At 74.1% G+C, this 26,270-nt stretch carries 20 protein-coding genes and 1 tRNA gene; 7 read left to right on the top strand and 14 right to left on the bottom strand.

Annotation, left to right across the window (positions count from 1 at the left end):
- Nucleotides 1-18: 18 nt before the first annotated feature.
- Entirely contained in the window at nt 19-2,766 is a 2,748-nt protein-coding gene (locus P2H44_RS19255) for a molybdopterin-dependent oxidoreductase (RefSeq protein WP_275766070.1), read from the bottom strand.
- Complete coding sequence (locus tag P2H44_RS19250) at nt 2,763-3,614, bottom strand: FAD binding domain-containing protein (RefSeq protein WP_275766068.1); 852 nt, start codon at nt 3,612-3,614, stop codon at nt 2,763-2,765. The genes P2H44_RS19255 and P2H44_RS19250 overlap by 4 nt, the downstream gene beginning before the upstream one ends.
- A 248-nt stretch (nt 3,615-3,862) precedes the next feature.
- Here P2H44_RS19250 and P2H44_RS19245 point away from each other — a divergent pair, with 248 nt between their 5' ends.
- The 3 genes from P2H44_RS19245 to P2H44_RS19235 all read left to right on the top strand — a co-directional run bounded on the left by P2H44_RS19245 (nt 3,863) and on the right by P2H44_RS19235 (nt 5,986).
- On the top strand, nt 3,863-4,321 hold the full coding sequence (locus P2H44_RS19245; protein WP_275766065.1) for a MarR family winged helix-turn-helix transcriptional regulator: 459 nt from the start codon (nt 3,863-3,865) through the stop codon (nt 4,319-4,321).
- Nucleotides 4,322-4,379: 58 nt separating this feature from the next.
- Nucleotides 4,380-5,675 (top strand): nicotinate phosphoribosyltransferase, encoded by a 1,296-nt coding sequence (gene pncB / locus P2H44_RS19240; RefSeq protein ID WP_275766062.1) that lies wholly within the window; start codon nt 4,380-4,382, stop codon nt 5,673-5,675.
- A gap of 122 nt (nt 5,676-5,797) precedes the next feature.
- The gene (locus P2H44_RS19235) at nt 5,798-5,986 is read left to right on the top strand and encodes a YgaP family membrane protein (protein WP_275766061.1); all 189 of its coding nucleotides are present in this window, start codon (nt 5,798-5,800) and stop codon (nt 5,984-5,986) included.
- A 27-nt stretch (nt 5,987-6,013) separates the two neighbouring features.
- Here the strand turns inward: P2H44_RS19235 and P2H44_RS19230 are convergent, their stop codons facing one another.
- The 9 genes from P2H44_RS19230 to P2H44_RS19190 all read right to left on the bottom strand — a co-directional run bounded on the left by P2H44_RS19230 (nt 6,014) and on the right by P2H44_RS19190 (nt 17,384).
- Nucleotides 6,014-6,655 (bottom strand): MarC family protein, encoded by a 642-nt coding sequence (locus P2H44_RS19230; RefSeq protein WP_275766059.1) that lies wholly within the window; start codon nt 6,653-6,655, stop codon nt 6,014-6,016.
- A gap of 498 nt (nt 6,656-7,153) precedes the next feature.
- Complete coding sequence (locus P2H44_RS19225; RefSeq protein WP_275766058.1) at nt 7,154-8,899, bottom strand: hydantoinase B/oxoprolinase family protein; 1,746 nt, start codon at nt 8,897-8,899, stop codon at nt 7,154-7,156.
- Complete coding sequence (locus tag P2H44_RS19220; RefSeq protein ID WP_275766056.1) at nt 8,896-10,935, bottom strand: hydantoinase/oxoprolinase family protein; 2,040 nt, start codon at nt 10,933-10,935, stop codon at nt 8,896-8,898. The genes P2H44_RS19225 and P2H44_RS19220 overlap by 4 nt, the downstream gene beginning before the upstream one ends.
- A gap of 201 nt (nt 10,936-11,136) precedes the next feature.
- The gene (locus tag P2H44_RS19215; RefSeq protein ID WP_275766053.1) at nt 11,137-11,832 is read right to left on the bottom strand and encodes an ABC transporter ATP-binding protein; all 696 of its coding nucleotides are present in this window, start codon (nt 11,830-11,832) and stop codon (nt 11,137-11,139) included.
- A gap of 4 nt (nt 11,833-11,836) precedes the next feature.
- Complete coding sequence (locus tag P2H44_RS19210) at nt 11,837-12,559, bottom strand: ABC transporter ATP-binding protein (RefSeq protein ID WP_275766051.1); 723 nt, start codon at nt 12,557-12,559, stop codon at nt 11,837-11,839.
- On the bottom strand, nt 12,547-13,491 hold the full coding sequence (locus P2H44_RS19205; RefSeq protein WP_275766050.1) for a branched-chain amino acid ABC transporter permease: 945 nt from the start codon (nt 13,489-13,491) through the stop codon (nt 12,547-12,549). Before P2H44_RS19205 ends, P2H44_RS19210 begins: the two co-directional genes overlap by 13 nt.
- On the bottom strand, nt 13,488-14,426 hold the full coding sequence (locus P2H44_RS19200; protein WP_275766049.1) for a branched-chain amino acid ABC transporter permease: 939 nt from the start codon (nt 14,424-14,426) through the stop codon (nt 13,488-13,490). Before P2H44_RS19200 ends, P2H44_RS19205 begins: the two co-directional genes overlap by 4 nt.
- 161 nt (nt 14,427-14,587) lie before the next feature.
- The gene (locus tag P2H44_RS19195) at nt 14,588-15,943 is read right to left on the bottom strand and encodes an ABC transporter substrate-binding protein (protein WP_275766046.1); all 1,356 of its coding nucleotides are present in this window, start codon (nt 15,941-15,943) and stop codon (nt 14,588-14,590) included.
- 97 nt (nt 15,944-16,040) lie between these two features.
- Complete coding sequence (locus tag P2H44_RS19190; protein ID WP_275766044.1) at nt 16,041-17,384, bottom strand: hypothetical protein; 1,344 nt, start codon at nt 17,382-17,384, stop codon at nt 16,041-16,043.
- Nucleotides 17,385-17,949: 565 nt separating this feature from the next.
- Here P2H44_RS19190 and pncA point away from each other — a divergent pair.
- The 3 genes from pncA to P2H44_RS19175 all read left to right on the top strand — a co-directional run bounded on the left by pncA (nt 17,950) and on the right by P2H44_RS19175 (nt 20,371).
- The gene (gene pncA, locus P2H44_RS19185) at nt 17,950-18,558 is read left to right on the top strand and encodes a bifunctional nicotinamidase/pyrazinamidase (RefSeq protein WP_275766041.1); all 609 of its coding nucleotides are present in this window, start codon (nt 17,950-17,952) and stop codon (nt 18,556-18,558) included.
- Nucleotides 18,559-18,808: 250 nt separating this feature from the next.
- Nucleotides 18,809-19,969: a thiolase domain-containing protein gene (locus P2H44_RS19180; RefSeq protein ID WP_275766039.1), complete on the top strand. Its 1,161-nt coding sequence runs from the start codon at nt 18,809-18,811 to the stop codon at nt 19,967-19,969.
- A 3-nt stretch (nt 19,970-19,972) separates the two neighbouring features.
- On the top strand, nt 19,973-20,371 hold the full coding sequence (locus P2H44_RS19175; RefSeq protein WP_275766036.1) for a Zn-ribbon domain-containing OB-fold protein: 399 nt from the start codon (nt 19,973-19,975) through the stop codon (nt 20,369-20,371).
- 298 nt (nt 20,372-20,669) lie between these two features.
- Here the strand turns inward: P2H44_RS19175 and P2H44_RS19170 are convergent.
- Nucleotides 20,670-20,745 (bottom strand) — tRNA-Thr (locus P2H44_RS19170).
- Nucleotides 20,746-21,088: 343 nt separating this feature from the next.
- Here P2H44_RS19170 and P2H44_RS19165 point away from each other — a divergent pair.
- Entirely contained in the window at nt 21,089-22,792 is a 1,704-nt protein-coding gene (locus P2H44_RS19165; RefSeq protein ID WP_275766034.1) for a calcium-binding protein, read from the top strand.
- Between the two features lie 101 nt (nt 22,793-22,893).
- Here P2H44_RS19165 and P2H44_RS19160 read toward each other — a convergent pair whose 3' ends face one another.
- Entirely contained in the window at nt 22,894-24,387 is a 1,494-nt protein-coding gene (locus tag P2H44_RS19160; protein WP_275766032.1) for a heme biosynthesis protein HemY, read from the bottom strand.
- Nucleotides 24,388-24,496: 109 nt separating this feature from the next.
- Nucleotides 24,497-26,167, bottom strand: coding sequence for a hypothetical protein (locus tag P2H44_RS19155; RefSeq protein WP_275766029.1), 1,671 nt, complete (start codon nt 26,165-26,167; stop codon nt 24,497-24,499).
- Nucleotides 26,168-26,270 lie beyond the last annotated feature (103 nt).

Raw genomic sequence — 26,270 nt, 5'->3', positions numbered from 1 at the left:
GCAGGCGGGCGGCGGGGATCATCGCCGGGCCCCCTTCGCGGCGTCGATGGCGGCCTTCACCCGGTGCGGCAGGGCCGGCAGGCGGTCGATCTCGGCCCCGCAGGCGTGGCGGACCGCGTTGAGGATCGCGGGCGCGGTGGGGATCAGGGCGTGCTCGCCCAGGCCCTTGGCGCCGTAGGGGCCTTCGGGGTCCGGCACCTCGAGCAGGATCGTGCGGATCGATGGCATGTCGGAGGTGGTGGGGATCAGGTAGTCGTGCAGGTTCTCGGTCCGGCCGGGGATGAACTCCTCCATCAGCGCCATGCCGAGGCCCTGGGCGATCCCGCCCTCGATCTGCCCTTCGGCGAGCATCGGGTTGATGACGCGGCCGAGGTCATGGGCGGCGGTCATCGCGATCACCTTCACCGTGCCGAGCGCGAGGTCCACCTCGACCTCCGCCATCTGCGCGCCCCAGCCGTAGACGGCGTAGGGGGCGCCCTGCCCGTTCGCGTCCAGCGGCAGGGTGGGGGGGTCGTAGGTCTCTTCGGCCGAGAGGGCGTAGCCGTGGGCGTCGACGGGCAGGCGCGAGAGGTCGCTGCGGTGGGTCTGGCCGGCCTCCTCGACGACGATCTCGCCGGCGCCCAGGCGGATCGCGGCGGCGTCGCCCATGTTCGCCAGGCGCAGGATCGCGCCGCGCAGGGCCTCGCCGGCCAGCCGGGCGGCGTTGCCGCTGACGAACGTCTGGCGGGAGGCGGAGGTCTTGCCGCAGTCGGGGGTCAGGGCGGTGTCGGGGCCGACCAGCTCGAACGTCTCCGGCGCCACGCCCAGCGCCTGGGCGCAGATCTGCGGGATGACGGTGTTCGAGCCCTGGCCGATGTCCGTGGCCCCCTGGTGCAGGCGCAGCCGGCCATCGGGCGTCACCCCCACCCGCATGGTGGAGGGGTTGGGCAGCGAGGTGTTGCCGCAGCCGTACCAGCACCCGGCGACCCCGACGCCGCGGGGGCGCTCGGGGTGGGCCAGCGTCCACTCCACCGCGCGGGTCTTCGCCTCCGCCCAGTCCTCGCGCAGCGCCTCGAGGCAGGGGCCGATGCCCACGCCCTTCAAGCGCTGGCCGCAGACCGTCGGCTCGTCGTCGCGCAGGGCGTTGAGGATGCGGAACTCCAGCCGGTCGAGGCCGAGCTGCTCGGCGAGGTCGTCGTAGAGCCGCTCCTGCACCAGCGCCGCCTGGGGGACGCCGAAGCCGCGGAAGGCGCCCGAGGGGGTGACATGGGTGTGGATCGCCCGCGCCTCGGCCCGGTAGTTGGGCGTGCGGTAGGGGCCGGAGGCGTGCACCGGCACCCGGTTCGCCACCGTCGGCCCCCAGGAGGCGTAGGCGCCGGTGTTGAAGTCGGCATCGAAATGCATGCCGCAGATCCGCCCCTCGGCGTCCGCGCCGAGGGTGGCGGTCATCCGGGCGGGGTGCCGCTTGGTGGTCGAGGCGAGCGACTCGCGCCGCGTGAACTCCAGCCGGCAGGGCCGGCCGGTGGCCAGCACGGCCAAGCCCAGCAGCGGCTGCACCGAGAGGTCGAGCTTCGAGCCGAAGCCGCCCCCTGCCGCGGTGGGGATGATGCGCACCTTGGCGGGGTCGAGGCCCAGGGTCTGCGCCGTGTCCTCCTGGTCCATCACCGGGGCCTGGGTGCAGGCCTGGATCACCAGCGTCTCGCCGTCGAGCCAGGCGCAGCCGGCCTCGGGCTCGATGTAGGCGTGCTCGACATGGGCGGTCTCGATTGTGGCGGTCGCGGTGACGGCGGCGGCGGCGAGGCCCGCGGCCGCGTCGCCCTGCGCCACGAAGCCCGCGGTCATCAGGTTGCCCGGCCGGTCGGGATGCAGGGGCGCGGCCGTCTTCGCGGTCTCGGGGTCGAGGGCGTGGGGCCGCTCGGTCCAGGTCACCGGGAAGGTCGAGAGGTCGAGGGCGGCCAGCGCCTCCGCCTCGCCCACCACCAGCGCCACCGCCTCGCCCCGGAAGCGGGCGGGAGAGGGGGCGAGCGCGGGCTGGTCGGCGAAGGGCGGAATCACGCCGAAGCGGTTGGAGCCCTTCACGTCGGCGGCGGTCAGCACCGCCGCGACGCCCTGCGCCTCGGCCCAGGCCGCCAGGTCCCCGAACGCGAAACCGGCGTGGTGATGGGGGGAGCGGATCACCCGCACCAGCAGCGCCCCTTCCGGCGCGGCGTCGGCGCCGAAGCGCTCCTCGCCCGTGACTTTCGGGGCGCCGTCCAGCCGCTCGATCCGCGCGCCGACGGGGGCGCCGGCGGGCGCGGGCGCGGGGGCGGCGCCGGGGGTCTCGCGCCAGGCTTCGCAGACCGCGTCGATGATCTTGGCGTAGCCGGTGCAGCGGCAGAGCACGCCGCCCAGCGCCGCCTCGGCCTCGGCGCGGGTGGGGCGCGGGGTCTCGGCCAGCAGGGCGGTCGCGGTCATCAGCATGCCCGGCGTGCAGATCCCGCACTGCGCCGCGCCGTGGCGCAGGAAGCTGCGCTGGAGCGCGTCGACGTCGGGGCCGCCCAAGCCTTCGACCGTGCGCACCTCGCGCCCCTCCGCCTGGGCGGCGGTGGTCAGGCAGGCGCAGACCGGCGCGCCGTCGAGCAGCACCGTGCAGGCCCCGCAGTCGCCCGCGTCGCAACCCGACTTCACCCCCAGCGTCCCCGTCGCGCGCAGCGCGTCCGACAGGCGCCGCCCGGGCGATACGGGAAGCGAGACGGCCTGCCCGTTGAGGGTCAGCGACAGGCCGGGCGCGGCGGCGTCGAGGCTCATGCGGCGGTCTCCATCAGGGGCCGGCAGGCGGCGGCGAGCGCGCGGCGCGCAAGCTCCGGCGCCGCGGCGCGGCGGTAGCCGGCGTCGGCGCGCACGTCGTCGATGGGCGCGAGGGCGGCGGCCACCAGCTCCGCCTCCAGCGCCGCGGGAAGCGCCTCGGGGGCGAGGTCGACGAGGGCCGCCTCCGCCGCCCCCAGCCGAACGGCGACGGGGGAGCACGACCCGACCGCGAGCGCGACCGAGACGACGCGCCCCTGCGCGACCACCACCCGCGCGGCCGCCATGCCGATCGAGATCACCAGGTGCGCCCGGGCGCCCAGCTTCTCGAACGCCCCCTGCCCCGCCAGCGCGGCGGCGGGGACATGGACCGCCACCAGCAGCTCGTCCGCCGCCAGCGCCGTGCGGCGGGGGCCTTTCAGGAACGCCGACAGCGGCAGGCGCCGGCTCCCGCGCAGGGAGGCGAGCTCCACCTCCGCGTCCAGCGTCAGCAGCGGCGGGACCGAATCCGCGGCCGGCGAGGCGTTGCACAGGTTCCCCGCCACGGTGCCGCGGTTCTGGATCTGGGCCGAGCCCACCACCCGCGCCGCCGCCTGCAGCCCGGCGCAGGCCGCCGGCAGGGGCGCCTTCGCGACCGCGGTCCAGCTCGCCGCGCCGCCCAGCCGCAGGCCCGCGTCGGAGAGCGTCACGCCCTGCATCTCGGCCACCGCGGTGACGTCCAGCACCGGGCCGCGCAGCTCGCGCGCCTCGGTCGCGGCCAACAGGTCGGTGCCCCCGGCCAGCACCGTGCGCCCGCCCTCGGCGCGCAGCGCCAGGGCGCGGGCGAGGTCGACGGGGCGCTCGTAGCTCATGGGACCCTCGGGGGCTGGTCCCCGCGCGCGCGGAACGCGGCGCGCGGGGTTCGTTTGCATGCCAACGAAAGCCTGCGCCCGACCGCCCCGCCCTGTCAATCGCCCAGTCGCGGCGCGGCGCGCCACGCGCGCCTCCGCCCCCTGCCAACTTGCCGCCGTTCGCTTGCCGCTCGGTCGGCAGGCCTGTCCTTTCCCTCGAACCTGCGCTAGGGGAGAGGGAAACCGCAGCAAGCGGGGGAGGAGAGCAAGTGACCGCGGCGACCACAGCGACGACGGGCGAGGAACCGGCCGATGCGGCGGGCGCCTACCGCCTGACCTCGCAGGCGGGGCACCTGCTGCGCCGGGCCAACCAGCGCCACCTGGCCATCTTCGCCGCCCGCATGCCCGAGCTGACGCCTCGCCAGTTCGCCGCGCTCGCCAAGCTGCACGAGGAAGGCCCCGCCTCCCAGAACCAGCTGGGGCGCGCCACCTCGATGGACGCGGCGACGATCAAGGGCGTGATCGACCGGCTCGCGAAGCGCGCCCTGGTGCGGACCGAGCCCAGCCTCGAGGACCGCCGCCGCCTGATCGTCTCGCTGACCGAGGAGGGCGCCGCCCTCTTCGCCCAGGTCGCCCCCGTGGCGCTGGAGATCACGCAGGAGACGCTCGCCCCGCTCGACCCGGAGGAGCGGCGCGTCCTCGTCGCCCTGCTCGACCGGATCTCCTGACGGACGCGCGCGCCCTCCGCCCCCCTTCCCGTTCCCAGCGCCCTTCGGAGCCGGCTCGATGAACGACATCGCCAAGCGCGTCTACGACCACCAGTGGAAGATCGACCCGATCGTCCGCTCGGTCATCGACACCGACTTCTACAAGCTGCTGATGGCGCAGACGGTGTTCCACAACCACCCCGACGTGCGGGTGACGTTCAGCCTGATCAACCGCTCCGACGACGTGCCGCTGGCGCGCCTGATCGACGAGGCGGAGCTGCGCGAGCAGCTCGACCACGTCCGCACCCTGAAGCTGACCCGGGGCGAGAGCACCTGGCTGCGCGGCAACACCTTCTACGGCAAGCGCTGGATGTTCGAGCCCGCCTTCATGGAATGGCTGGAGAACTTCCGCTTCCCCGAATACCGGCTGGAGCGCCGCGGCGACCAGTACGAGCTGACCTTCGAGGGCCCCTGGATCGAGGCGATGATGTGGGAGATCCCCGCCCTCGCCATCCTGATGGAGCTGCGCACCCGCGCGGTCCTGCGCGGCATGGGCAAGTTCGAGCTCCAGGTCCTCTACGCCCGCGCCATGACCCGCATCTGGGAGAAGATCGAGCGGCTGCAGGCCCTGCCCGGCCTGACCATCTCGGATTTCGGGGCGCGGCGGCGGCACTCGTTCCTGTGGCAGGACTGGTGCGTGCAGGCGATGATCGAGGGGCTGGGCCCGCGCTTCACCGGCACCTCGAACTGCCTGATCGCGATGCGGCGCGACATCGAGGCGATCGGCACCAACGCCCACGAGCTGCCGATGGTCTACTGCGCGCTGGCGGGCGACGACGACGCGGCGCTGGCGAGCGCGCCCTACAAGGTGCTCGAGGACTGGCAGAAGGACTACGAGGGCAACCTGCGCATCGTGCTGCCCGACACCATCGGCTCGAAAGGCTTCTTCGCCCATGCGCCGGAGTGGATCGCCCGCTGGACCGGCGCGCGCATCGACTCGGGCGACCCGGCCGAGGGCGCCGAGACCGCCATCGCCTTCTGGAAGCGCCACGGCGAGGACCCGCGCGAGAAGCGGATCATCTTCTCCGACGGGCTCGACATCGACGTGATCGAGGATCTGCACGCCCGGTTCGCGGACCGCACGAAGGTCAGCTACGGCTGGGGCACGCTGCTGACCAACGACTTCCGCGGGCTGGCGCCGCGCGACGGGCTCGCGCCCTTCAGCCTGGTGTGCAAGGCGGTGTCGGCGAACGGGCGGCCCTGCGTGAAGCTCTCGGACAACCCGGTCAAGGCGACGGGCCCGGCCGAGGAGATCGCCCGCTACAAGCGCGTCTTCGGCGTGGGCGAGCAGGCGGCGCGGCCGGTGATGGTCTGACGCGCGGCTCCTTCGCCGGCCGCGGGTTCGCGTCGGGTTGACGCACGTCAAGGCGCGGTCTCCGCGGAGGGCGCATGAGATCTCCGGGTCCGCGCGGCGGGCCCCGAAGAGGAGATCGCCTGATGACCTGCAACGTCGGACCGCTCGACCGCACGATCCGCTTCATCCTGAGCGTGTTCCTGCTGGCGCTGGCCTACATCACGCTCGAGGGCGCCTGGGCCTGGGCCGCGCTCGCGGTCGGCCTGGTGATGCTGGCGACGGCCGCCGCCCGCTTCTGCCCGCTCTACCTGCCGTTCCGGTTCCGCACCTGAACGGCCCGCGCGCCGGAGCCGGCCGGATCAGAGCCGCCCCAGCGCGAACAGCCCGCTGTTCGCGAGCCCGTCGAGCATGAACTGCACGGCGAGCCCCGCCAGCAGCACGCCGAAGACGCGGGCGATGACGTGCACGCCGGTGCGCCCCAGCAGGCGCTGAAGCTGGCTGGCGAGCATCATCGCCGCGAAAGCCACGCCCAGCACCGCCAGCACCGCGATGACCACGGCCGCGCCCTTCTCCCAGTCGCCATGGGTCTCGGCCATCAGCAGCACCACCGCGCCCATCGCCCCGGGCCCTGCCAGCAGCGGCGTGCCCAGCGGGAAGACCGAGATGTCGGGGCGCGAGCGCGCCTCGCGCGTCTCCGCCTCGGTGGTGGAGGTGGCGCCGGAGGGGCGGGCGAAGACCATGTCGATGGCGATCAGCAGCAGCAGGATGCCGCCCGCGATGCGCAGGGCCGGCAGCGAGATGCCGAAGAGGTCCAGCGCCGAGTCCCCGAAGATCGCGAAGGTCATCAGGATCAGCGTGGCGATGGCGAGGCCGCGCAGCGCGGTCCCCAGCCGCTCGCGCGCGGTCTGCCCGGCGGTGAGGGTGGCGAAGACGATGCCGACGTCGAGCGGCCCGACGGTCGCGAACATGGTGGCGAAGGCGACCAGCAGCGTCTCGTGCATCCCTCGGCCCCTCCGCGCCCCCGTTGCGAGGTCGCCATGCTGCCAGCCCACGCCGCCCGAGCGCAACCCGCCGCGCAGGCGCCGCGTCTCCCGTCGCGCCCGCGCCGGAGGCCCCGCCCGCGGCGCGCCCGCCCCGGCGCTCCGGCGCCCCCCGTCTCTCCGCCAGCAGTCCCGGGCGCCCGCGGCGCGCCGCCTGCGGCCCTCGCGAAGCGCCTGTTCTCCGGAGCCGTCTCTCGCTGATGCCGTAAAGAGCGACTCGGCGGGAGGGGTCCAGGATCGCGAAGCGACCCCGCCCTTGGGCGGGGCTTGTCCTTGACCCCTCCCGACGAGTCGCTCAGGCATCAACAGTGAGAGGCGGCTCCGGAGGACAGGCGCGGCCCTGTTCTTTGGTGAGTCAGGAGCCCGCCGGAGGCTCCCGCCCTCCCCAACCCGAGCGCACCGCCTGCAAGAGGCCCAAGCCCGCCCGCAGGGCGCCTCCGCCCCCGCTCGCCGCCGCTCTCAGCCAATCCGCCGCAACGCCTGCGTCGCCTCGACGTCCACCGCTCCGTCCGCGCACAACGCCACGCGATAGACCTCGCGCGCGGCCTGCCCGCTCACGCGGCCCAGCCGCACGTCCTCCGCGACGAGCGCCGGATCCCGCGCCGCCGGATCGCCGTAGCCGCCGCCGCCGGGCGTGCCCACGCGCACCCGGTCGCCGGGGCCCATGGGGATGTCCTGCTCCTTGGAGAGGTGAGGCGGCACGTGGATCTCGCCGCCGCGGATCACCTCGACCGTGTTCGGCGCCCCGTCGCGGCCGCCCAGCGCGCCCGGCGGGCCGAAGCGGCCGTGGTCCATGACGAAGGAGGCGCGCGCCTCGCCGCGCCTGAGCTCGATCTCGTAGCTCAGGCCGAGGCCGCCGCGATGCTCGCCGGCGCCGCCGGAGTCCTCGCGGAGCGCGTATCGGCGGTAAAGCACGGGAAACTGCTGCTCCATGATCTCCACCGGCGGCGCCTTGGAGATGCCGATGGTCGAGCAGCCGTTGGCGAGCCCGTCGCCCCCCGCGCCGCCGCCGTAGCCGCCGCCCGAGAGCTGGTACATCACGAAGCCGCGCCCCTTCTCGGGGTCGAACCCGCCCAGGCCGAAGTTGCCCGAGGTGCCTGCGGGGGCCGCCGTCACCCGCCCGGGGATCGCCTTCACTAGGGCCGAGAACACGGCTTCCGCGATCCGCTGGGAGGTCTCGGCCGCGCAGCCCGAGACGGGGCGCGGGTAGCGGGCGTCGAGGAAGGTGCCCTCGATGCCCGTGACGTGCAGCGGCTCGAAGGCGCCGGCCGAGATCGGCACGTCGGGGAAGATGTGGCGCACCGCGAGGTAGACCGCCGAGAGGGTGGTGGCGCGGACCGAGTTCATCGGGCCGGTGCAGGGCGCCGACGAGCCGGTGAAGTCGAACTGCAGGTCGTCGCCCTGCCGCTCGACCGCGCAGCGGATCTCCAGCGGCTCGTTCACCACGCCGTCGCTGTCGACATGGGCGAGGCCTTCCCAGCGGCCCTCGGGGATCTCGCGCACATGCACGCGCATCTGGGCGGCGGCGCGGCGGCGAAGCTCGGCGATCGCGGCCTCGACGGTGGCGTCGCCGTAGCGGTCGAGCAGTTTCTCCAGGCGGTCGGCGCCTACTTGCAGCGCGGCGGCCTGGGCCTTCACGTCGCCGATGCGCTGCTCCGAGACGCGGATGTTGGAGCAGATGATCGCGTAGATCTCGGGGTCCAGCACGCCCTTCTTGAACAGGCGCACGGGCGGCAGGCGCAGGCCCTCCTGCTCGACCGCCGTGGCGGAGGCGGAGAAGCCGCCGGGCACCGCGCCGCCGGTGTCGGGCCAGTGGCCGGTGTTGGACAGCCAGCACCAGATCTTTCCGTTCCGATAGAAGGGCTTGGCGAAGCGCACGTCCATCAGGTGGGTGCCGCCCAGGTAGGGGTCGTTGACGATGTAGACGTCGTCGGGCTCGGGCGCGGCGGTGACGCCCTGGCGGATCCGCTCCAGCAGGATGCGGGTCGATTCCTGCATCGCGCCGACGAAGACCGGCAGGCCGTTGGGACCCTGGGAGATCAGCGAGCCGTCGTCGGCCGCGTAGATCCCGTCGGCGCGGTCGTTCGCCTCAGCGATGATCGGGGAGAAGGCGGCGCGGGTGAAGGCGAGGTCCATCTCCTCGCACACCTGGCTGAGGCCGGCCTGGATCACCGAGAGGGTGATGGGGTCAAGCTCGATGCTCATGCGGGAACCTCGATCATCAGGTTGCCGTCGGCGTCCCCGGTCGCGCGGCAGCCGGGGTCGATCACGAGGGTCGAGTCCAGCTGCTCGACGATGGCGGGGCCGGTCAGGACCGCGTCGGCGGGCAGCTTCTCGCGGCGGTAGACGGGCGCGTCGTGCCAGCCGTCCTCGAACCAGACGCGGCGGGCGCCGGTCTGCGCCTCGGGCAGCGTGGCGGCCCGGCCCTCGGCGGGGATCAGCAGGGCGAGGTCGATCTCGGGGCGCAGGCCGACGATGGAGGCGTTGAGGTTGACCAGCGCGGGGCGGATCTCGGGCAAGTCCACGCGGAAGCGGTCCCAGTAGGCGCGGGCGAAGCGCTCCTGGATCTCTTCGCGCGACGGCGTGGCCGAGGGCAGCGCGACCCGCAGAAGGTGTGTCTGACCGATGAACTGCATGTCCGCCGAAAAACTCTCCTGCACCTCGCGGACCTCGACCCGCTCCTGCCCGATCAGGTCGCGGCCCTCGGCGGCCTGGCGGGCGAGGATGGCGTGGACCTGGTCCATGTCGGCGGCGTCGAGCGGCTGGTTGAGCGTGTTGACGAAGTCATGGCGGATGTCGGCGACCACGCAGCCCAGCGCGTTGGTGATGCCGGGGCGGGCGGGGACCAGCACGCGGCCCACGCCCAGCTCGCGGGCCAGGGCCACGGCGTGCAGGGGCCCGGCGCCGCCGAAGGCGAAGAGGGCGAAGTCGCGGGGGTCCTCGCCGAGGCTGAGCGAGACCATGCGGATCGCGCCGGCCATCTTGGCGTTGGCGACGCGGATCACGGCGGCCGCGGCGCCCTCGGCGTCGAGGCCGAGCGGGCCGCCCAGCTCCCGCGTGAAGACCTCGCGCACCGTCTCCAGCGACACGCCCCCCTCGACCGCGTTCAGCCGCGAGGGATCGAGGCGGCCGAGGATCAGGTTGGCGTCCGAGATCGTGGGCCGGGTCCCGCCGCGCCCGTAGCAGATCGGCCCGGGCTGGGCGCCGGCGCTCTCGGGCCCGACCTCCAGCAGGCCTGCGGCGTTCACATGGGCGATCGAGCCGCCGCCCGCGCCCACCGTCCTCACGTCCACCATGGGGACGTGGATCGGCATGGCGTATTCGACCTCGATCTCGTTCGAGACCGCCGGTTGCGCGCCCTTGATCAGGGCCACGTCGGTCGAGGTGCCGCCCATGTCGTAGGTCAGCAGGTTCGGCGCGCCCGCCCGACGGCCCGTGTAGGCGGCGGCCATGACGCCCGAGGCGGGGCCCGACATCACCGTCTTGGCGGCCTCGCGCGCCACCAGCCGGGCCGAGACCATGCCGCCGTTGCCGTTCATCACCAGCAGGTCGCGGGCGTAGCCGCGGTTGGCGAGCTCCCCCGCCAGCCGGTCGACGTAGCGCTGCAGCAGCGGCTGGACCGAGGCGTTGACGGCCGCGGTCACGCCCCGCTCGAATTCCCGGGACTCCGACAGGAGCGCGTGGCCGAGGGTGACGTAGGGGTTGGGCCAGAGCTCGGCCAGGATCTCGCCGGCGCGCAGCTCGTGGGCGGGATTGGCGTAGGCGTGGAGGAAATGGACGACGACGCTCTCGCAGCCGGCGTCCAGCAGGGCCCGGGCGGCGGCGCGCAGGGCGTCCTCGTCGAGCGGGGTGAGGACGGCGCCCGAGGCGTCCATCCGCTCGGGGACCTCGAGGCGCAGGTCGCGGGGGATGACGGGGACGAACTTGCCGACCATCCCGTAGGCCTGCGGGCGGGTCCGGCGGCCCAGCTCCAGCACGTCGCGGAAGCCCTGGGTCGTGATCAGACCGGTTTTCGCCAGCCGCCGCTCGAGCACGGCGTTGGTGGTGGCGGTGGTGCCGTGGACGATCAGGTCGAGCGCGGCGGGGTCGGCGCCGGCGGCGTCCAGCGCGCCCAGCACGCCGCCCGCCTGGTTCTCGGGCGTCGTCGGGACCTTGGCGAGGCGCACGGTTCCCGCGCCCTCGTCCAGCATCACCAGGTCGGTGAAGGTGCCTCCGACGTCGATGCCTGCGACCACGCTCATCGAGTGTTCTCCGTTCGTCGTGCCGGCGGGGAGGGAGGCGCCGCGTCGACGCCTCCGCCCGTGGGTTCGGGTGCGCCCGCGGCGCGTCGCGGGCGGGGCGCCGCTGGGCGCGGGCCGCCCCGGGCGCAGGTCATGCGATGCGCCGCGGGCGGGCGGGCCGCCACGGGCGCGACGGTCGACGCGGCGCCTCCGCGCAAGGGCTCAGACGCCGACATGGGCGTGCAGAAGCTCGGGGTCGGCGCGCAGGGCGGCGGCCTCGACCGTCTCGGCGGTGCGGCCGTTGTCGAGGAAGGTCACCCGGTCGGCGACCGAGAGGACCGCGTCGGCCCGCTGCTCGACCAGCACGATGGCCACCCCGCGGGCCTTCATCTCGACCGCCGCCTCGCGGATCAGGGCGATCATCGAGGGCTGGAGGCCCTCGGTCGGCTCGTCCATCAGCAGGACCGAGGGCTCGAGGCACAGGGCGCGGGCCATCGCCAGCATCTGCTGCTCCCCGCCCGAGAGCGTGCCCGCCCGCTGGCGCAGGCGGTCGCGCAGGCGGGGGAACATCGCCAGCATGCGCTCGCGCACCTCCTCGCCGGTGCGGCGGGTCATCAGGCCGATCTCGAGGTTCTCGGCCACCGTCAGCTCGGCGAACAGGCGCCGGCCCTGGGGGACGTAGCCGATGCCGCGCCGGGGGATCTCGTGCGGCTTCAGGCCGACCAGTTCCTGCCCGCCCAGCTTCACCGAGCCGGCGCGCACGGGCACGAGGCCCATGATCGCCTTCATCGTGGTGGTCTTGCCGGCGCCGTTGCGGCCCATGACGCACAAGATCTCTCCCGCGCCGACCGAGAGCGACACCCCGCGCAGCGCCTGCACCTTGCCGTAGAAGGCGTCGATGGCGGAAACCTCCAGCATCCCCTCAGCCCCCCAGGTAGGCGCGCTGCACGGCGGCGTCGGCGTGGATCTCGGCGGGCGTGCCCTCGGCCAGCACCGCGCCCATGTCCAGCACGGTGATGCGGTCGGCGAGGCTCATCACCACGTCCATGTTGTGCTCGATCAACAGGACGGTCGCGTCCTTCGCCACGTCGCGCACGACCTGCTTGAAGCCCTCGATCTCGCCGTCCGAGAGGCCCTGCGTCGGCTCGTCCAGGATCAGCAGGCGGGGCTTCTGGGCGAGGCCCATGGCGATCTCGAGCAGGCGCTGGTGGCCGTAGCTGAGGTCGCCGGCGGGCTGGTCGAGGCGGTCGTGGAGGTCGACGCGGGCGAGCGCCGCCTCGACCTCGGCGGAGAGCGACTCGCCGGGCTTCAGGCGCCGCTGGACGGCGAGCGCCACGTTGTCGAAGACCGTCAGGTTCGCGAAGATCGAGGTGATCTGGAAGGTGTAGGCCATGCCGCGGGACATGCGGGCGTGGGCGGGCAGCTTGGTGACGTCCTCGCCGGCGAAGGTCACGCGGCCTTCGGTGGGGCGGATCCGGCCCGCCAGCAGGCCCACGAAGGTGGACTTGCCGGCGCCGTTGGGGCCGATCAGGGCGCGGATCTGGCCCGCGGGCAGCGAGAAATCCACGTGGTCCACGGCGCAGAGGCCGCCGAACCAGCGGGTGACGCCCTCGGTCGACAGCAGCGGAGCGGTCACGGCAGCCACGGCAGCGCCCTCTTGCGAAGCTCGCCCAGCAGGCCGGCGGGCGCGAAGAGCGTCAGCGCCACCAGCACCGCGCCCGCGATCAGCATGTAAGCGTCGGTGATCCCGCTGGAGAGGTCGATCAGGTAGAACATGAAGGTCGCGCCCAGGAGCGGCCCCAGCACGGTGCCCGCGCCGCCCAGCAGCACCCACAGCAACGGCAGGATCGAGTACTGGACCGAGCCGAAGGTCGCCCCCACGTAGCCGAACAGCAGCCCGTAGGCCGCCCCGGCCATCCCGCAGAGCGCGCCCGAGACCACGATGGCCCCCAGCTTGTAGCGGGCCACGTCGTAGCCCAGCATCCGGGCGCGCTCCTCGTTCTCGCGGATCGCGACCAGCACCCGGCCGGCGGGCGAGCGCACCAGCGCCAGCACCGCGAACATCGCGACGCAGAACAGCAGCCACGCCGCCAGGTAGCGCACGTCCGCGTTCGAGAGGTCGAAGCCCAGGAAGGTCCGCGCCTCCTGCGCGATCACGAAGCCCTCGTCCCCGCGGGTGTACTCCACGAAATAGAGGATCGAGAGATAGCCCGCCTGCGCGAACATCAGGGTGACGATCATGAAGGCCACGCCCGCGGTGCGCAGCGCCAGCGCCCCGACCACCGCGGCGACCAGCGCGCCGGTGAAGATGCCCAGCAGGAAGGCGGGCTCGGCCGCCAGCCCGAGGTGCTGCATCGGCAGGCCCATGCCGTAGAGCCCGGCCGCGAAGAACAGCGCGTGGCCCAGGCTGAGGAGGCCCGTGTAGCCGAACATCACGTTGTAGCCGAGCGCGAAGATCGCCAGCGTCAGCACGCGCGCCATGGCGCCGTGGTGGTAGTCGGGCAGCGCGAAGTTCGCCGCCAGCAGCAGCAGCGCCACCGCGACATGCAGCGCGCCGGGTTTCGCCAGGCCGCTCATGCTGGCTTCGCTCCGAACAGGCCCTGCGGGCGGAACACCAGCACCATCGCCACCAGCAGCGTCGCCAGGATCTTTGCGAGGGTCGGCGAGAAGAACACCGAGATGATGCCGTCGGACATGCCGATCAGCAGGGCCGCCAGCACGGTGCCGCGGAGCGAGCCGAGGCCGCCGATGATCACCACGATGAAGCTCAGCAGCAGGGGATCGCCGCCCATCAGGTAATGCGCCTGCTGGATCGGCACGATCAGCACGGCGGCCACGGCGGCGAGGCCGGCGCCGATGGCGAAGGTCAACGCGAAGACCTTCTCGACGGGAATTCCAAAAGCCTGCGCCGTCTCGCGGTCGAACTGGGTGGCGCGCATCACCAGGCCCAGGCGGGTGCGCGACAGCACCAGCCAGACCCCGATCAGCAGCACGACGGCGGCGCCGATCACGAACAGCTTGTAGGAGGTCGTCGACAGCCCCCAAGGCCAGTAGAGCGCCAGCCCGTTCTCCCCCCACTCGACCCACGGCAGCGCCAGGCGGTGGTTGAAGGGCGGCAGCACCGGGCGCGCGTCGGGGCCGAAGCCCATCAGCGTCGCCTGCTGGATGATGTAGAGCAGGCCGATGGTGGCGACGATGGTCCGCTCGGGGTCGTAGCCCACCCGCTCCAGCACCAGCCGGTCGGCGGCCCAGGCGAGCGCCCCGACCGCCAGCGGCGCGAACAGGAGCGCCGCGGCGAAGCCCAGCCAGGCGGGGGCGCCCAGGGTCTCGTCCACGAAGGTCGCGACGAACCAGCTGGCCACGGCGCCCAGCATGAAGAACTCGCCATGGGCGACGTTGACCACGCGCATCACGCCGAACACCAGGCTCAGGCCCAGCGCGGTGAGCGAGAGCACGGCGGCCAGCACCGCGCCCTCCAGCGAGGCCAGCAACAGGTAGGGGCCGAAGTCCATGAGGGGTCAGGAGGCTCGTTCGAGGGCCGCGGGGCGCCGGCCCGCCCCGAAAGGGGGCGCCGGCCCGCGGCGAGGGTCCGGGGAGGGCGCCGCTCCGCCCCCGGACGGGCGCGGAGCGGGCGCGGCGCGCCCCGGCCCGCAGGCCGGCGCGCGCCGCGGCGTCAGAACGACATCGTCGTGTAGTCGACCTCGTCGGGATACATGCCCGCCTCGATCGCCGCGGTGTGCTGGAGGACCAGCTTCCCGCCCTCGACCTTCGAGACGTACTGCGGCCCGAACACCTGGTGGGTCTTGCCGTTGAACACCTTGGCGCCCTGGGGATGCGCCTCGGACGCCGGCATGTCCTTCATCGCCTCGACCGCCTCGACCAGCTTCTGGCGATCCTGCGGACCGGCGTAGCCCGCGGACTCCATGCCCGCCTTGATGACGTGCAGCGTCTCCCAGCAGCCGAACATGTGGGCGTAGGTCGAGACGTCCTTGGCGTCGGAGACCGAGGCGCCGTTGGCGTCGCAGCCCACACGCTCGCGGTAGAAGGCATCGAACTGGGGGCCGCCGTCCTGGGCGTAGCGGGGCATCCCCTCCCAGAAATAGGTGCCGTCCAGGAACTCGAGGCCGGGGTTGTTGAGGTCGGTCGCCTCGAGGCTGTCGATGAAGCCGAAGATCTCGGGGCGGGAGGGGCCGAAGAACTCGCCCAGCTCCTTCACGAAGGTCAGGACCGCGGGGCCGACCATGACGTGGTAGAGCACCTCCGTCTCCCGCGGGATCTGCGGGAAGTACTTGGTGAAGGAGGTCTCGGTCGGCGGGATGGCGATCTGCTTGATCACCTCGGCGCCCTGGGCCTGCATCGCGGCGGTGAAGAAGTCGCGGTGGTCGTGGCCGAAGGCGTAGTCGGGGAAGACCATCGTGGCCTTCTTGCCGAGGTTCTGGCTGACGAAGGGCGCCATGGCCGAGACCTGGCTCTTCACGTCGGTGATGCCGGGCTGCAGGGTCCAGCGGTTCAGCGCGCCCGAGGCGACGTGGTGCCCCTCGGAGACGACGAAATAGGGGATCTTCAGCTCGCCCGCGCGGGGGGCCGAGCCCATCACCACGTGGGAGAAGAGGGTGCCGTAGGCCACGTCGCAGCCGGCCTGGGTGGCCAGCTTCTCGACCACCTCGGCGCCGCGCTTGGGATCGGTGCCGTCGTCCTCGGCCACGATCTCGACCGGGCGGCCGTTGATGCCGCCCTGCTCGTTGATCAGGCCGGCGGCCGCGGTGGTGACGCGGTCGTACCAGCGGCCGTAGGCGGCGCCGATGCCGGTGCGGTGGACCTGGAAGCCGATCTTGATGGGGGCCGAGCTCTGCGCCTGGATGTAGGGCACGAAGCCGGGCATCGCGCCCAGGCCGACGCCCGCCGCGCCGACGCCCGCCAGGCCCTTCAACGCCGAGCGGCGCGTCAGACCCCCGGCCGTCGCGGCCGGTCCCGTGCTCTCGATCTTCGCCGCCGCCCCGGGCGCGGATTTCTTCACGTTCTCGGACATCGGACCCTCCTCTGTCGGTCCCCGGCTGCGCGCCGGTTTTCTAGGCTCAGACTGTGTGTGTGCAAACGACTTGTCCAGCGTTTTCGCACCCGCCCGTTCAGGCGCCCTTCGGAGCGGCAAGGAGCCACAAACCGAACAGCGTCGCCAGCACCATGAACCCCGCCAGCGGGATTTGCGAGCGCGCGGCGCGGCGGGCGGAGCCGAAAAGCTCCAGCGCCGCGGCATGGGCGACGAAGACCCCGATCACGTGGCCCGCGACGATGGCCGCGGCCTGCGCCAGCCAGATCGGCCGCACGTCGTCGACATGGTTGAAGAAGGAGGTGGTGACCCGGTGCACGTCGAAGCCGGTCAGGTTCCAGCCCAGGTGCAGCGGATCGCCCAGCGCCGCCCACAGGTACTGCGCCTGCACCAGCGCCACGGGGATGTAGTGGGCCACGTGGTAGCCCGCCGCGATGGGAACCAGCGACAGGCCCAGCCGCGCGAAGGCGGGGCCGAAGCCCGGCTGCGCCGGATCGCCCGGGCCCGGCGGCCCGGCCAGCGCCCGGCCCGCCGCCACGCAGGCCGCGCAGGCCGCGCCCAGCAGGACGACGGCGCCGGCGAGCCCCGACAGCGACTGGACCACCACCGCCGAGCGGCCGGGAAACTCCAGCGGGTTCACCCCGATCCAGCCGAGCCAGACGTAGGTCTCGTTCATCCCGTCGAACATGCCGGCGCCCAGCGCCGCCAGCGCGAAGCCCGCGGCGCCTGCGCCGGCCAGCGCGCCGGTCCCGGTCTCGACCAGCCGCGCGCCGGGCAGGCGCAGGGCCAGGCGCCCGCCCTCGTCGCGCAGCGGCGCGTGGGCGGCGAAGAGCGAGAGCCAGACGCCGAAGCCCTCCCCCCGCTCCAGCCAGTCCTCGCCGAAGAGGAGGGCGAGCGCCACGTGCAGGACCCACCACAGCGCCAGCGCCGCGGCGGCGCGGGCGGGATCGAACGGGGCCGGGTCGGCGAGCGCGAAGGCGACCACGACCAGCCAGAAGGCCGCCGCCGGCCACAGGCCCAGCCGCGCGGGCAGGCGCAGGGGCGGGGGGCGGCCGCCCATGAGGCGCGCGCGGATCTCGCGCACAGGCGCACGGAAGGGCGAGACCCAGGCCCACAGGTCGCCCCCCAGCAGCATCAGCGCCGGCAGCAGGATGTAGAGCCCGCACCACAGGCCCAGCGAGGCGAGGTTCTCCAGCGGATCCCGCGGCCCGAACAGCCCCAGCGCCACGAGCAGCCAGAGCCCCAGCGCCGAGGCGAGCCCGGTCAGCCGCTCGCCCCCCCGCGGCGCCGGGACCGGCAGGCGCAGGGCGCGCGAGGCGGCCCGCGCCCAGGCCGGCGGCGCCAGCGCCAGCGCCAGCGCCGAGGCTGCGACCGCCGCCGCGCCGGCGGGGATCCAGTAGTCGGTGGGCAGCAGCAGCGCCACCGCCCCCTCCGAGACATGCGCCGCCGCCGGCCCGGCCGCGAGGGTCGCGGCGAGGCCCGCCGACAGAGCCGCCGCGCCCCACCGCTTGCCCGTCAGCGCGCCCGTGGGTGCGCCCGAGCGCAGGCGGCGGCCGGGGCCCGGCCGCGCGGCGCGCGGCTGCGGCGCCCGTGCGCCCGCTCGGGCGCTGGAAGAGATCGGTTTCCCCATACCGGCACTCCGCGCGATCCCGCCTCGCGGAGCAACCGACGGCTTGTCGCGGGGGCGGCCCCCAGCTCCGCCTCCAGCGCCACCGCCCTGCCCCGTCTCCGCCGTCCCGCCGCGTCTGCGACGCGCACCGCCCTCCCCCCAGGCGCCGCGTCGACCGTCCCGCCCGTGGGATCGGCGCCGCCCGCGGCGCATCGCGGGCGGCGCGCCCGGGGCGACGGCCGCCCCGCGGCGCCCGGCCGGCCCTGCGCCGCGGGCGGCACGGCGCGACCCGCGCGACGGTCGACGCGGCGCCCCCTTGAACGGGCGCCGCGATTGCCCGAGGCTCGCCCCACCCCGCCTTCCCAGACCGGAGCCCCGGATGCCCGCCGACAGCGCCCTGATCGTCATCGACCTCCAGAACGACTTCTGCCCCGGCGGCCTGCTCGCCGTCGCCGGCGGCGACGAGATCGTGCCCGCGGTCAACGCGATGCAGGCCGAGCACGCCGCCGTCGTGCTGACCCAGGACTGGCACCCGGGGGACCATTCCTCCTTCGCCGCCAACCACCCCGGGGCCGAGCCCTTCTCGATGATCGAGGCGCCCTACGGCCCGCAGGTCCTGTGGCCCGTCCACTGCGTGCAGGGCACGCCCGGCGCGGAGTTCCACCCCGGCCTCGCCACCGAGCGCGCCGACCTGGTGATCCGCAAGGGCTTCCGGCGCGAGATCGACAGCTACTCCGCCTTCTTCGAGAACGACCACGAGACGCCGACCGGCCTCGCGGGATACCTGCGCGAGCGGGGGATCGCGGACCTGGAGTTCTGCGGACTGGCCACCGACTTCTGCGTGCGCTGGTCGGCGGTGGACGCGGCGCGGCTTGGGTTTCGGGCCTCGGTCCGGCTCTCCGCCTGCCGGGCCATCGACCTCGACGGCTCGCTCGCCCAGGCGCTCGAGGAGTTGCGCGCCGCGGGCGTGACGCTGACCGAGGGCTGAGCGCCCGCTCCCCCCTTCCCAGGTCGTCGTCCCGGACGACGCCTGCGCCCCGCGCCGGGCGCAGGATCGGCCGGGCCGCGTCCCGCCTCGCGCAACGCCCCCGCCTTGCGCGCCCCTGCGCGCTTGCGCGGGCTGGCGCTTGGGCGCGAGACCGGCGAGTATCCGACCGGCCGGCAGGCTTGCCGCGCCGACCCCGACCGTCCCGCGCCCGATGCGCGGCGGGCCGGGCACGAACGAGACAGGAGGGAAGATGACCGCACATGACGCGCGCCTGGTGGGCGCCTACGAACTGCCGTACCGGCACGCGCCGGACAAGTCGCTGGCGCAGATGCAGGCCGAAGCCGCGCTGGGCGCGGTGGCGGACGCGGGGCTCTCGCTGAAGGACGTCGACGGCTTCTTCTGCGGCGGCGACACGCCCGGCATGGGGCCGATGAGCCTGATCGAGTACCTCAACATCACGCCGCGCTACGTCGATTCGACCGAGACGGGCGGCAACTCCTACGTCTCCCACGTGGCGCGGGCCGCCCGGGCGATCGACGCCGGCCTGTGCGACGTGGCGCTGATCACGCTGGCGGGCAAGCCGCGCACGCCGGCCAAGGGCACCCGCCCGATGACCGACTCGAACAAGCCCGACCAGGACTTCGAGCTGACCTACCACCCCACCGTGCCCAGCAACTACGCGCTGGCCGCGGCCCGGCACATGCACGAATACGGCACGACCTCCGAGCAGCTGGCCTGGATCAAGGTCGCGGCCTCCCACCACGCGCAGCACAACCCCCACGCCCTGCTCAAGGACGTGGTGACGGTCGAGGACGTGCTGAACTCGCCGATGGTCGCCTCGCCCCTGCACCGCTTCGACTGCTGCGTGATCACCGACGGCGGCGGCGCGCTGATCCTGGCGAAGTCGGAGATCGCGAAGCGCCTGGACCGTCCCTCGGTGAAGATCCTCGGGACCGGCGAGGCGGTGAAGCACCAGGGCGCGGGCGACATCGACCTGACCTTCACCGCCGGCCGGTGGGCGGCCGAGAAGGCCTGGAAGGAGTCCGGCTGCACCCCCGACCAGATCCAGTACGCCTCGATCTACGACAGCTTCACCATCACGGTGCTGCTGGAGATCGAGGACCTGGGCTTCTGCAAGCCGGGCCATGGCGGCGGCTTCGTGGCCGAGGGCAACCTGATCTCGGGCAAGGGCAAGCTGCCGTTCAACACCGACGGCGGCGGCCTGTGCTCGAACCACCCGGGCAACCGGGGCGGCATGACCAAGGTGATCGAGGCGGTGCGCCAGCTGCGCGGCGAGGCGCATCCGGCCGTGCAGGTCCCCGACTGCGCCCTGGCGCTGGCCCATGGCACGGGCGGGAGCCTCGGCACCCGTCACGGCGCCTCGACCCTGATCCTGGCGCGGGAGGACTGATCCATGGCCGAAGACCACAAGATGCCCTACGCCGATCCCTGGATGCTGCCCGAGACCAAGGGCTTCTGGGAGGCGTGCAACGAGGGCAGGCTGGTGATCCGCACCTGCAAGGACTGCGGGCGCGGCCACCACTTCCCGCGCGCGATGTGCCCGCACTGCTACTCCGACAACCTCGAGTGGAAGGAGAGCGACGGGACCGGGACGATCTACTCGTTCACCGCCCAGCAGGTGAAGGGCGGGGGCAAGTACGTCTACGCCTATGTCGAGATCGCCGACCGGGTGCGCGCCATCACCAACATCGTCGACTGCGATCCGGATGCGCTGCAGATCGGGCAGAAGGTGAAGGCGGTGTTCAAGCCCTCGGCCGGCGGCCAGAACATCCTGCTGTTCACGCCCGCCTGACGGCGCGACGTCTTCGCAAGACCATGGCGGGGGGCTTCGGCCCCCCGTTCGCGTTCCAGGCGCCTGACGCGGAGGCCCCGGCCCGGCGCGGTCGGCCCTCGCGTCCGCTGCGCGGCCGCATCGCCCCGCCCGGCCGTCCCCGTCGCGGGGCCGACGGGCACGGGGCGGTTCCGTTCCAGAGGTGGAATTCGGGGGAGGCGCCCGGCCCGGGGGCGGCGCGGACGGCCGCGCGGCCGAGCGCTCACGCTCGCCCGCGGGGCGGGCAAGATGCTGGGAACCTGATCTTTCTCGATGAGGGTGGTGCCGGTGAAGGGACTCGAACCCCCGACCCCATCATTACGAATGACGTGCTCTACCAGCTGAGCTACACCGGCGACCGGCGGCCGATCTAGCCGAGGCGCCGGGGCTTGGCAAGCCTTGCGTCGCGGCTTTCGCCACGACAGGCGCCGCGACGCCGCGCCCCCTTCGCCCCGGCCCCCGCAGCGCCTGGGTCGACCGCCGCCATCCCCCGCCTCGCGGCGCGGCCTCGCGCGGCGGCGGCGCGCGGGCGGCGCAGGGACGGCCGGCGCGGAGTTCCGTTTGCGACGGCCGCCCGCACGGTTGACCCTTTCGCCGGGGAAATCTTCGAGGAACCATTTCCATGCCGCTCGCGTTTTCGTCCTCCGCGATCGCGCAGGACGCCTCGCCCGCCGTCGCCCCTGCTCGGAGGGCCGGCGCATGAGCTTCGCTCTCCTGTCCGGCGCCGGCGCCGACTTCCCGCCCGAGATGGAGTTCGAGAACGCCGTGGGAACCGGCCTCGGCGGTCTCGCGGTCCTGTTCAGCGAGAACCCGGTCGGGGGCGACGACGGGACCACCGCCTTCACCGTGGGCCTGTTCGACCGGAGCGCGGACGGCGGGCCGGAAAAGGTCGGCGACGACATCCCCGTGGCCCTGGTCGCCAGCGACGATCCCGTCACGGGGCGGGTGGTCTCGGGCCCCGATGGCGGCTTCCTGGTGATGATCCGCAGCGTCGAGGGCGCGGTCGCCGCGGCGAAGACGACCTTCGACGTCCTCGCCTTCGACGCGCTGGGCGAGCAGACCGGCCAGACCTCGACGACCTTCGACGGCAAATACCAGCTCTTCCAGCTGACCGAGCGCGCCCGCGGCTCCGACGCGCCCGACTGGATCTTCGCCGAGCCGTTCCGGGGCGAGCTCCTGCAGCTGAGCGTCTCGACCGGCGTCGTCTCCAGGATCGCGGACCTGGCCGAGGTTTCGCCGGGCCTGGCGCTGTCCGACGGAACCCTGGTCGACAGCGAGTTTCCCTTCCTCGACATCGACTTCAGCCAGGACTGGGCGATGCGCACCCTGCCCGGCACGGGTCCCGCGGACGTGTTCCGCTTCTCCGGGCTGGGCGAATTCTCCGGCCCCTCCGTCTTCGCCTCCGGGCAGACGCTGGCGGCGCTGACGCTGAGCTCGCTCGCGGACATGCGCCTGATCGTGGCGAAGCCCGGCGAGACGCCCGACGCCGGCGTCGCGCGGATCCGCTTCGACCCGGCGATCGACGCCTTCGCCAACATCGTGGCGGTGAAGGGCGTCGGCTACCTGGTGGTGGGGATGCAGAGCGACCGCGCGGCGGGCGGCCTCGCGCAGACGGTGCTGGTCGATTTCGACGGCGACGTGATCCAGCGCACGACGTTCGCGGGGCTGATCGACCCGGACGCGGGCGACGTCGCCGTCGCGACGCTGGAGCGGGCGGCGGACGATCCGATCCGCCTCGCCCTCCTGCAGGAGATCGCCGAGTTCGACGGCGCCGCGTCCCGCGACGTCTCGAAGGGCGAGGTGCTGACGCTGAGCCCCAAGGTCGACGTGACCGGCACGACCCGCGACGACCTGCTGCTGGGCTTCGACAAGGACGACGAGATCCGCGGCGCGGCAGGGAACGACTCGATCGCGGCGGGCGCGGGCGACGACCTCGTGCTGGGCGGCGCGGGCCGGGACCGGATCGACGCGGGCGCGGGCACCGACCAGGTCGAGGGCGGCGACGACGCGATCTTCGGCGAGGGTGGCGCGGACCGGATCGCCGGCGGCTTCGGCGCCGACGACCTGACCGGCGGGGGCGGGCGCGACCGCTTCGAGTTCGAGAGCCTGTCCGACAGCCGCGGCGAGCGGATCGACGAGATCCTCGACTTCTCCCGCGCCCAGGGCGACCGGATCGTGCTGAAGGACATCGACGCGAAAAGCGGCTCGCGCCGCCACGACGCCTTCCGCGTCATCGGCGACGACGACTTCCACGGCCGCAAGGGCGAGCTGCGGGCCGAGGCGACGGGCGACGGCGTCTTCACGGTGCAGGGCGACGTGAACGGCGACGGCGTGGCGGACCTGGAGATCGCGGTCACGCTGGCGACCGGCGGCGCGATGGGGGCCGGGGACTTCATCCTCTAGGCCCCTGCGCCGCCCCGGCTGGAAAGCGAAACGCCCCGCGGCCTGTCCGGCCGCGGGGCGTGTGGTTTCCGTCGTGCGGCCTGCGGGCCGGGGCGTTCGCCTCAGGCGGCGCCCTTGCGCGGCTCGACGACCGGCTCGGCCTGGGCCTCGACCGCGTCCTCGGCGGCGTCGGCCACGTCCTTGCGCGCGGTCTCGGGCGGCGTCGCGGTCTGCCCCTCGAGGCTGGCGAGGATCACCGGCAGCAGGGCCTGCTGGGCGGCCGCGCTCTCGCCCGCGCCGGCCGGCTGCTTCCAGCTCAGCGAATCCACCGCCCGGCACTCGCCGCAGACCGGGGTCCAGGCCTCGTGCACCGTGCCGCAGGCGTCGCAGGTCCAGGCCTCGCCGCGCGGGGCGGAGAGGGCCTTGGCGAGCCAGGCGCGCACCACGTGGTCGTCGGCGCCCGAGCCGCGCTCCACCGCGGCCATGATCGCCAGCGAGCGGGTGGTGGGCCGGGTCTCGGTCAGGTCGCCCAGCGCGCGGCGGGCGCCGGGGAAGTCCTCGGCGGCCAGCGCCAGCTCGGCCTCCAGCAGCTTCGATTCGACGTGGTCGACGTTCTCCGAGGTCAGGCCCTTGAAGCGGCGGCGGCGCGCCTCGGGGCTCTCGTCGGGGACGAGGGCGGCGAAGGCGCCGGCGATCTCGGGATGCGGCGACTGCTTCCAGGCGGCGCGCAGCACCTTCTCGGCCTTGGCGACCTGGTTCTGCTGGGCCAGGGCGCGGGCCGCGGCCACCGCGGCGGGGGCGAGGGCGGGGGAGCGGCGGTTCGCCTCCAGCGCGGCGTCGCGGGCGCGCTCATGCTCGCCGTTCGCCTCGGCCACGCGGGCCTCGGCCAGGGCCAGCACGGCGTCGCGGCGGGCGCCGACCTCGCGCGGCAGGGCGCCGGCGCGGACCTCGGCGGCCAGGGTGCGGCGCGCGGCGCCCCAGTCCTCGGCCCCGGTCTGCAGGTCGAACAGGCGCGTCATCACCCCGGCGTCGCGCGGCCGCAGGGCGAAGGCGCGCTCGGCCAGCATCAGCGCCTTGTCGGTCTCGCCCCGCTCCATCGCCTGGTCCAGCAGGCCGCGGACGCCGATCGCCTGGGTGCGCTTGGTGCGCGCCAGCGCCTTGAAATAGACCTCGGCGCGATCCTCCTGCCCCGCGGCGCGGGCGGCCTGGGCGGCCAGCAACTCGGCCAGTTCGGGGCGGTCGAGAAGCTTGCCCGCCCGCTCGGCCTTGGCCAGCGCCCGGCGCGGATCGCCCTCGGCCATGGCGATCATGCCGCCCTCCAGCGCCTCGAGCCCCCGGCGGGTGCGCGAGCGGCCGAAGAAGCGGCTGACCGCGGTCTCGTCGCCGGTGAGGAAGGCGATGCAGGCCATCGTCAGCCCGATCAGCTTCCACAGCAGCCACAGCGCCAGCACGGCGCCGAGGAAGATCGCCACGAAGGTCAGCGGATCGAAGGAATAGGCGCGCCCGTCCCAGACGATCTCGATCCCGCCGGGCGTGTCCAGAAGCACCCCGATCCCGTAGGCGACCGCCGCGGCCAACGCCACGAACACGCCCACGCGCACCAGAAGCCAGATCATCCCCTGCATCCTTCCTTCTTGCGTCCGGTCGCGCCGGACGTGTCAGCGGCGCGCCGCCCCGCGTCCGTCGCGCCCGGGGGCGCGTCGGTCGAGGGGCGGCGCGGCATTCTCAGTTCGCGCCCAGCAGCTCGCCGCGCCAGGTCTCGGCCGCGTCGATGGCGGCGACGCGGGCGCGGGCGCGCTCCATCCACGGGCCCATCGCCTCGCCCGCGGCGGGGGGCAGGCCCTCCAGCGCCTCCAGCGCCTGGGCGACCTCGCCCTCGCGCAGGGCCGCGGCGGCGGCGCCGAGCTGGGCGTCGAGCCCCTCGCCCTCGACCTTGTCCACCGGCACGCCCTGCAGACGGGCGCGGAAGGCGGCCAGCGCCTTCGAGGCGAAGGCGTCGCCGGCCTCGGCGGTGGCCTGCGCCTCCATCGCGTCGTGAGCGGCGGGGGTGAAGCTCTCGCGCAGGTCGGCGATGCGGGGCACGCCCGCGTCGGCATGGGCGGCGAGCGGGTCCGGCGCGGGGCCGAACTCGGTCAGCGAGGCCATCGGGCCGGCGTAGGGCCGCCCCTCGTCGAGGGCCAGCATCAGCTGGGCGAAGCCGGCGTTGACCTGGGCCTTGCGCTGGGCGTCGGCGGCCTCGGTCTGGGCGGTCTGCGCCGCGCTCTCGGCGGCCGAGGCGCGCTCGTCGAAGCGGGCCTCCGCCTCGTCGAGCCGGGCGGCGAGCTGGTCGACCCGCTCGTTGACCGAGCCCATCTCGGCGCGCAGCGCCTCGGTGGCGGCGGCGAAGCCGGACAGGCGCTCGGCGGCCTCGGGGGGCAGGTTCCCGGCGGCGTCGCCGAGATTGGACAGGCTCCCCGACAGCGAATCGAGCTGCGCGCGCAGGTTCGACTGGGCGGCCGAGAGATCCTCGACCTGCTGGGCGAGGCCCGCGTCGCCGCCCGAGGCGGCGCCGCCGAGGGTCTCGATCCGGCTCTCCAGCTCCGCGACCCGGCCCTCGAGGGTCGAGAGGTCGGCGCCCGCGGCGCCCCCCTCGGCCTCGGCCAGGCGGGTTTCCAGCGCGGCGATGCGGGTGGCGTTGGCCTCCTCGATCTCGGCGCGCAGGGCGGTCAGGTCGGCCTCGGTCACCATGCCGGGGGCGCGCACGGCCTCGGCGATGGGGGCGGGCAGGTGCGGGGCCACGCGCGGCAGCGCCCACAGGGCGATGGCCGCGCCGATCAGCAGGATCACCAGCGCCTGCAGGGCGCGGGCGGCCAGGCTGGTGCGGCCATGCTCGTCATGCTCGTCGTGGAACGGGTCGTCCTCCGCCGGCCGCTCGCGCTCCTCGTCGCGCGCATCGTAGTCCGAACCGCTGTCGAGCCCGGCGGCGAGCTCCTCCGGGCGGTCGTTGGGCCAGGTGGAGCCGTCGCCGTGGGGGAATTCCTCGGCCGTCGCGCCCTCGCGCAGCTCCTCGCCCGCCACGGGGTCGAGGCCGGCTTCGGCCGCGTCGCTTCCGGGCGCCGTCTCGGGGTCGCGATCCGGCTCGGGACCGGCCAGCGTCACGGGGTCGACGCCGGGCTGGGCCGCGGCGAGCTCGTATTCCTCGGCGGTCATCGCCTCCGCGTCGGCGGGGCGGGTCTCGGGCGTCGGCGCCTCGTCGGCGGGCTGCGCGTCCTCGATCTCGTCCGGGCGCGGCTGCGCGTCGATCGGATCGGCGGCCGCGGGTCCGGCGGCCTCCGCCTCCGGCGCCGCGTCGGGCGCGCCCTCGGGGGTCTTGGTCCCCTTGCCGGGCGTCTGATCGGGGTCCGTCTTGTCGCTCATCTCGCCGTCCTGATCTCCCGTTCGAGGGGCCGCGGCCCCCTATGGGACGTTATGGGATGCGCCCGCCGCAGAACAACACCGGCGGGTGCGGCGAACCGCGCGG

This window comes from Albimonas marina (genome assembly GCF_029223255.1).
Classification (GTDB): domain Bacteria; phylum Pseudomonadota; class Alphaproteobacteria; order Rhodobacterales; family Rhodobacteraceae; genus Albimonas.
The sequence above is the reverse complement of the archived record's forward strand: the minus strand, read 5'-3'. Positions and strand labels throughout refer to the sequence as shown.

Coding starts and splice junctions, on each gene's coding strand:
- P2H44_RS19255 (WP_275766070.1), bottom strand. CDS start 2,766: ATGAGCCTCGACGCCGCCGCGCCCGGCCTGTCGCTGACCCTCAACGGG.
- P2H44_RS19250 (WP_275766068.1), bottom strand. CDS start 3,614: ATGAGCTACGAGCGCCCCGTCGACCTCGCCCGCGCCCTGGCGCTGCGC.
- pncB (WP_275766062.1), top strand. CDS start 4,380: ATGAACGACATCGCCAAGCGCGTCTACGACCACCAGTGGAAGATCGAC.
- P2H44_RS19235 (WP_275766061.1), top strand. CDS start 5,798: ATGACCTGCAACGTCGGACCGCTCGACCGCACGATCCGCTTCATCCTG.
- P2H44_RS19230 (WP_275766059.1), bottom strand. CDS start 6,655: ATGCACGAGACGCTGCTGGTCGCCTTCGCCACCATGTTCGCGACCGTC.
- P2H44_RS19225 (WP_275766058.1), bottom strand. CDS start 8,899: ATGAGCATCGAGCTTGACCCCATCACCCTCTCGGTGATCCAGGCCGGC.
- P2H44_RS19220 (WP_275766056.1), bottom strand. CDS start 10,935: ATGAGCGTGGTCGCAGGCATCGACGTCGGAGGCACCTTCACCGACCTG.
- P2H44_RS19215 (WP_275766053.1), bottom strand. CDS start 11,832: ATGCTGGAGGTTTCCGCCATCGACGCCTTCTACGGCAAGGTGCAGGCG.
- P2H44_RS19205 (WP_275766050.1), bottom strand. CDS start 13,491: ATGAGCGGCCTGGCGAAACCCGGCGCGCTGCATGTCGCGGTGGCGCTG.
- P2H44_RS19200 (WP_275766049.1), bottom strand. CDS start 14,426: ATGGACTTCGGCCCCTACCTGTTGCTGGCCTCGCTGGAGGGCGCGGTG.
- P2H44_RS19195 (WP_275766046.1), bottom strand. CDS start 15,943: ATGTCCGAGAACGTGAAGAAATCCGCGCCCGGGGCGGCGGCGAAGATC.
- pncA (WP_275766041.1), top strand. CDS start 17,950: ATGCCCGCCGACAGCGCCCTGATCGTCATCGACCTCCAGAACGACTTC.
- P2H44_RS19180 (WP_275766039.1), top strand. CDS start 18,809: ATGACCGCACATGACGCGCGCCTGGTGGGCGCCTACGAACTGCCGTAC.
- P2H44_RS19175 (WP_275766036.1), top strand. CDS start 19,973: ATGGCCGAAGACCACAAGATGCCCTACGCCGATCCCTGGATGCTGCCC.
- P2H44_RS19165 (WP_275766034.1), top strand. CDS start 21,089: ATGAGCTTCGCTCTCCTGTCCGGCGCCGGCGCCGACTTCCCGCCCGAG.
- P2H44_RS19160 (WP_275766032.1), bottom strand. CDS start 24,387: ATGATCTGGCTTCTGGTGCGCGTGGGCGTGTTCGTGGCGTTGGCCGCG.
- P2H44_RS19155 (WP_275766029.1), bottom strand. CDS start 26,167: ATGAGCGACAAGACGGACCCCGATCAGACGCCCGGCAAGGGGACCAAG.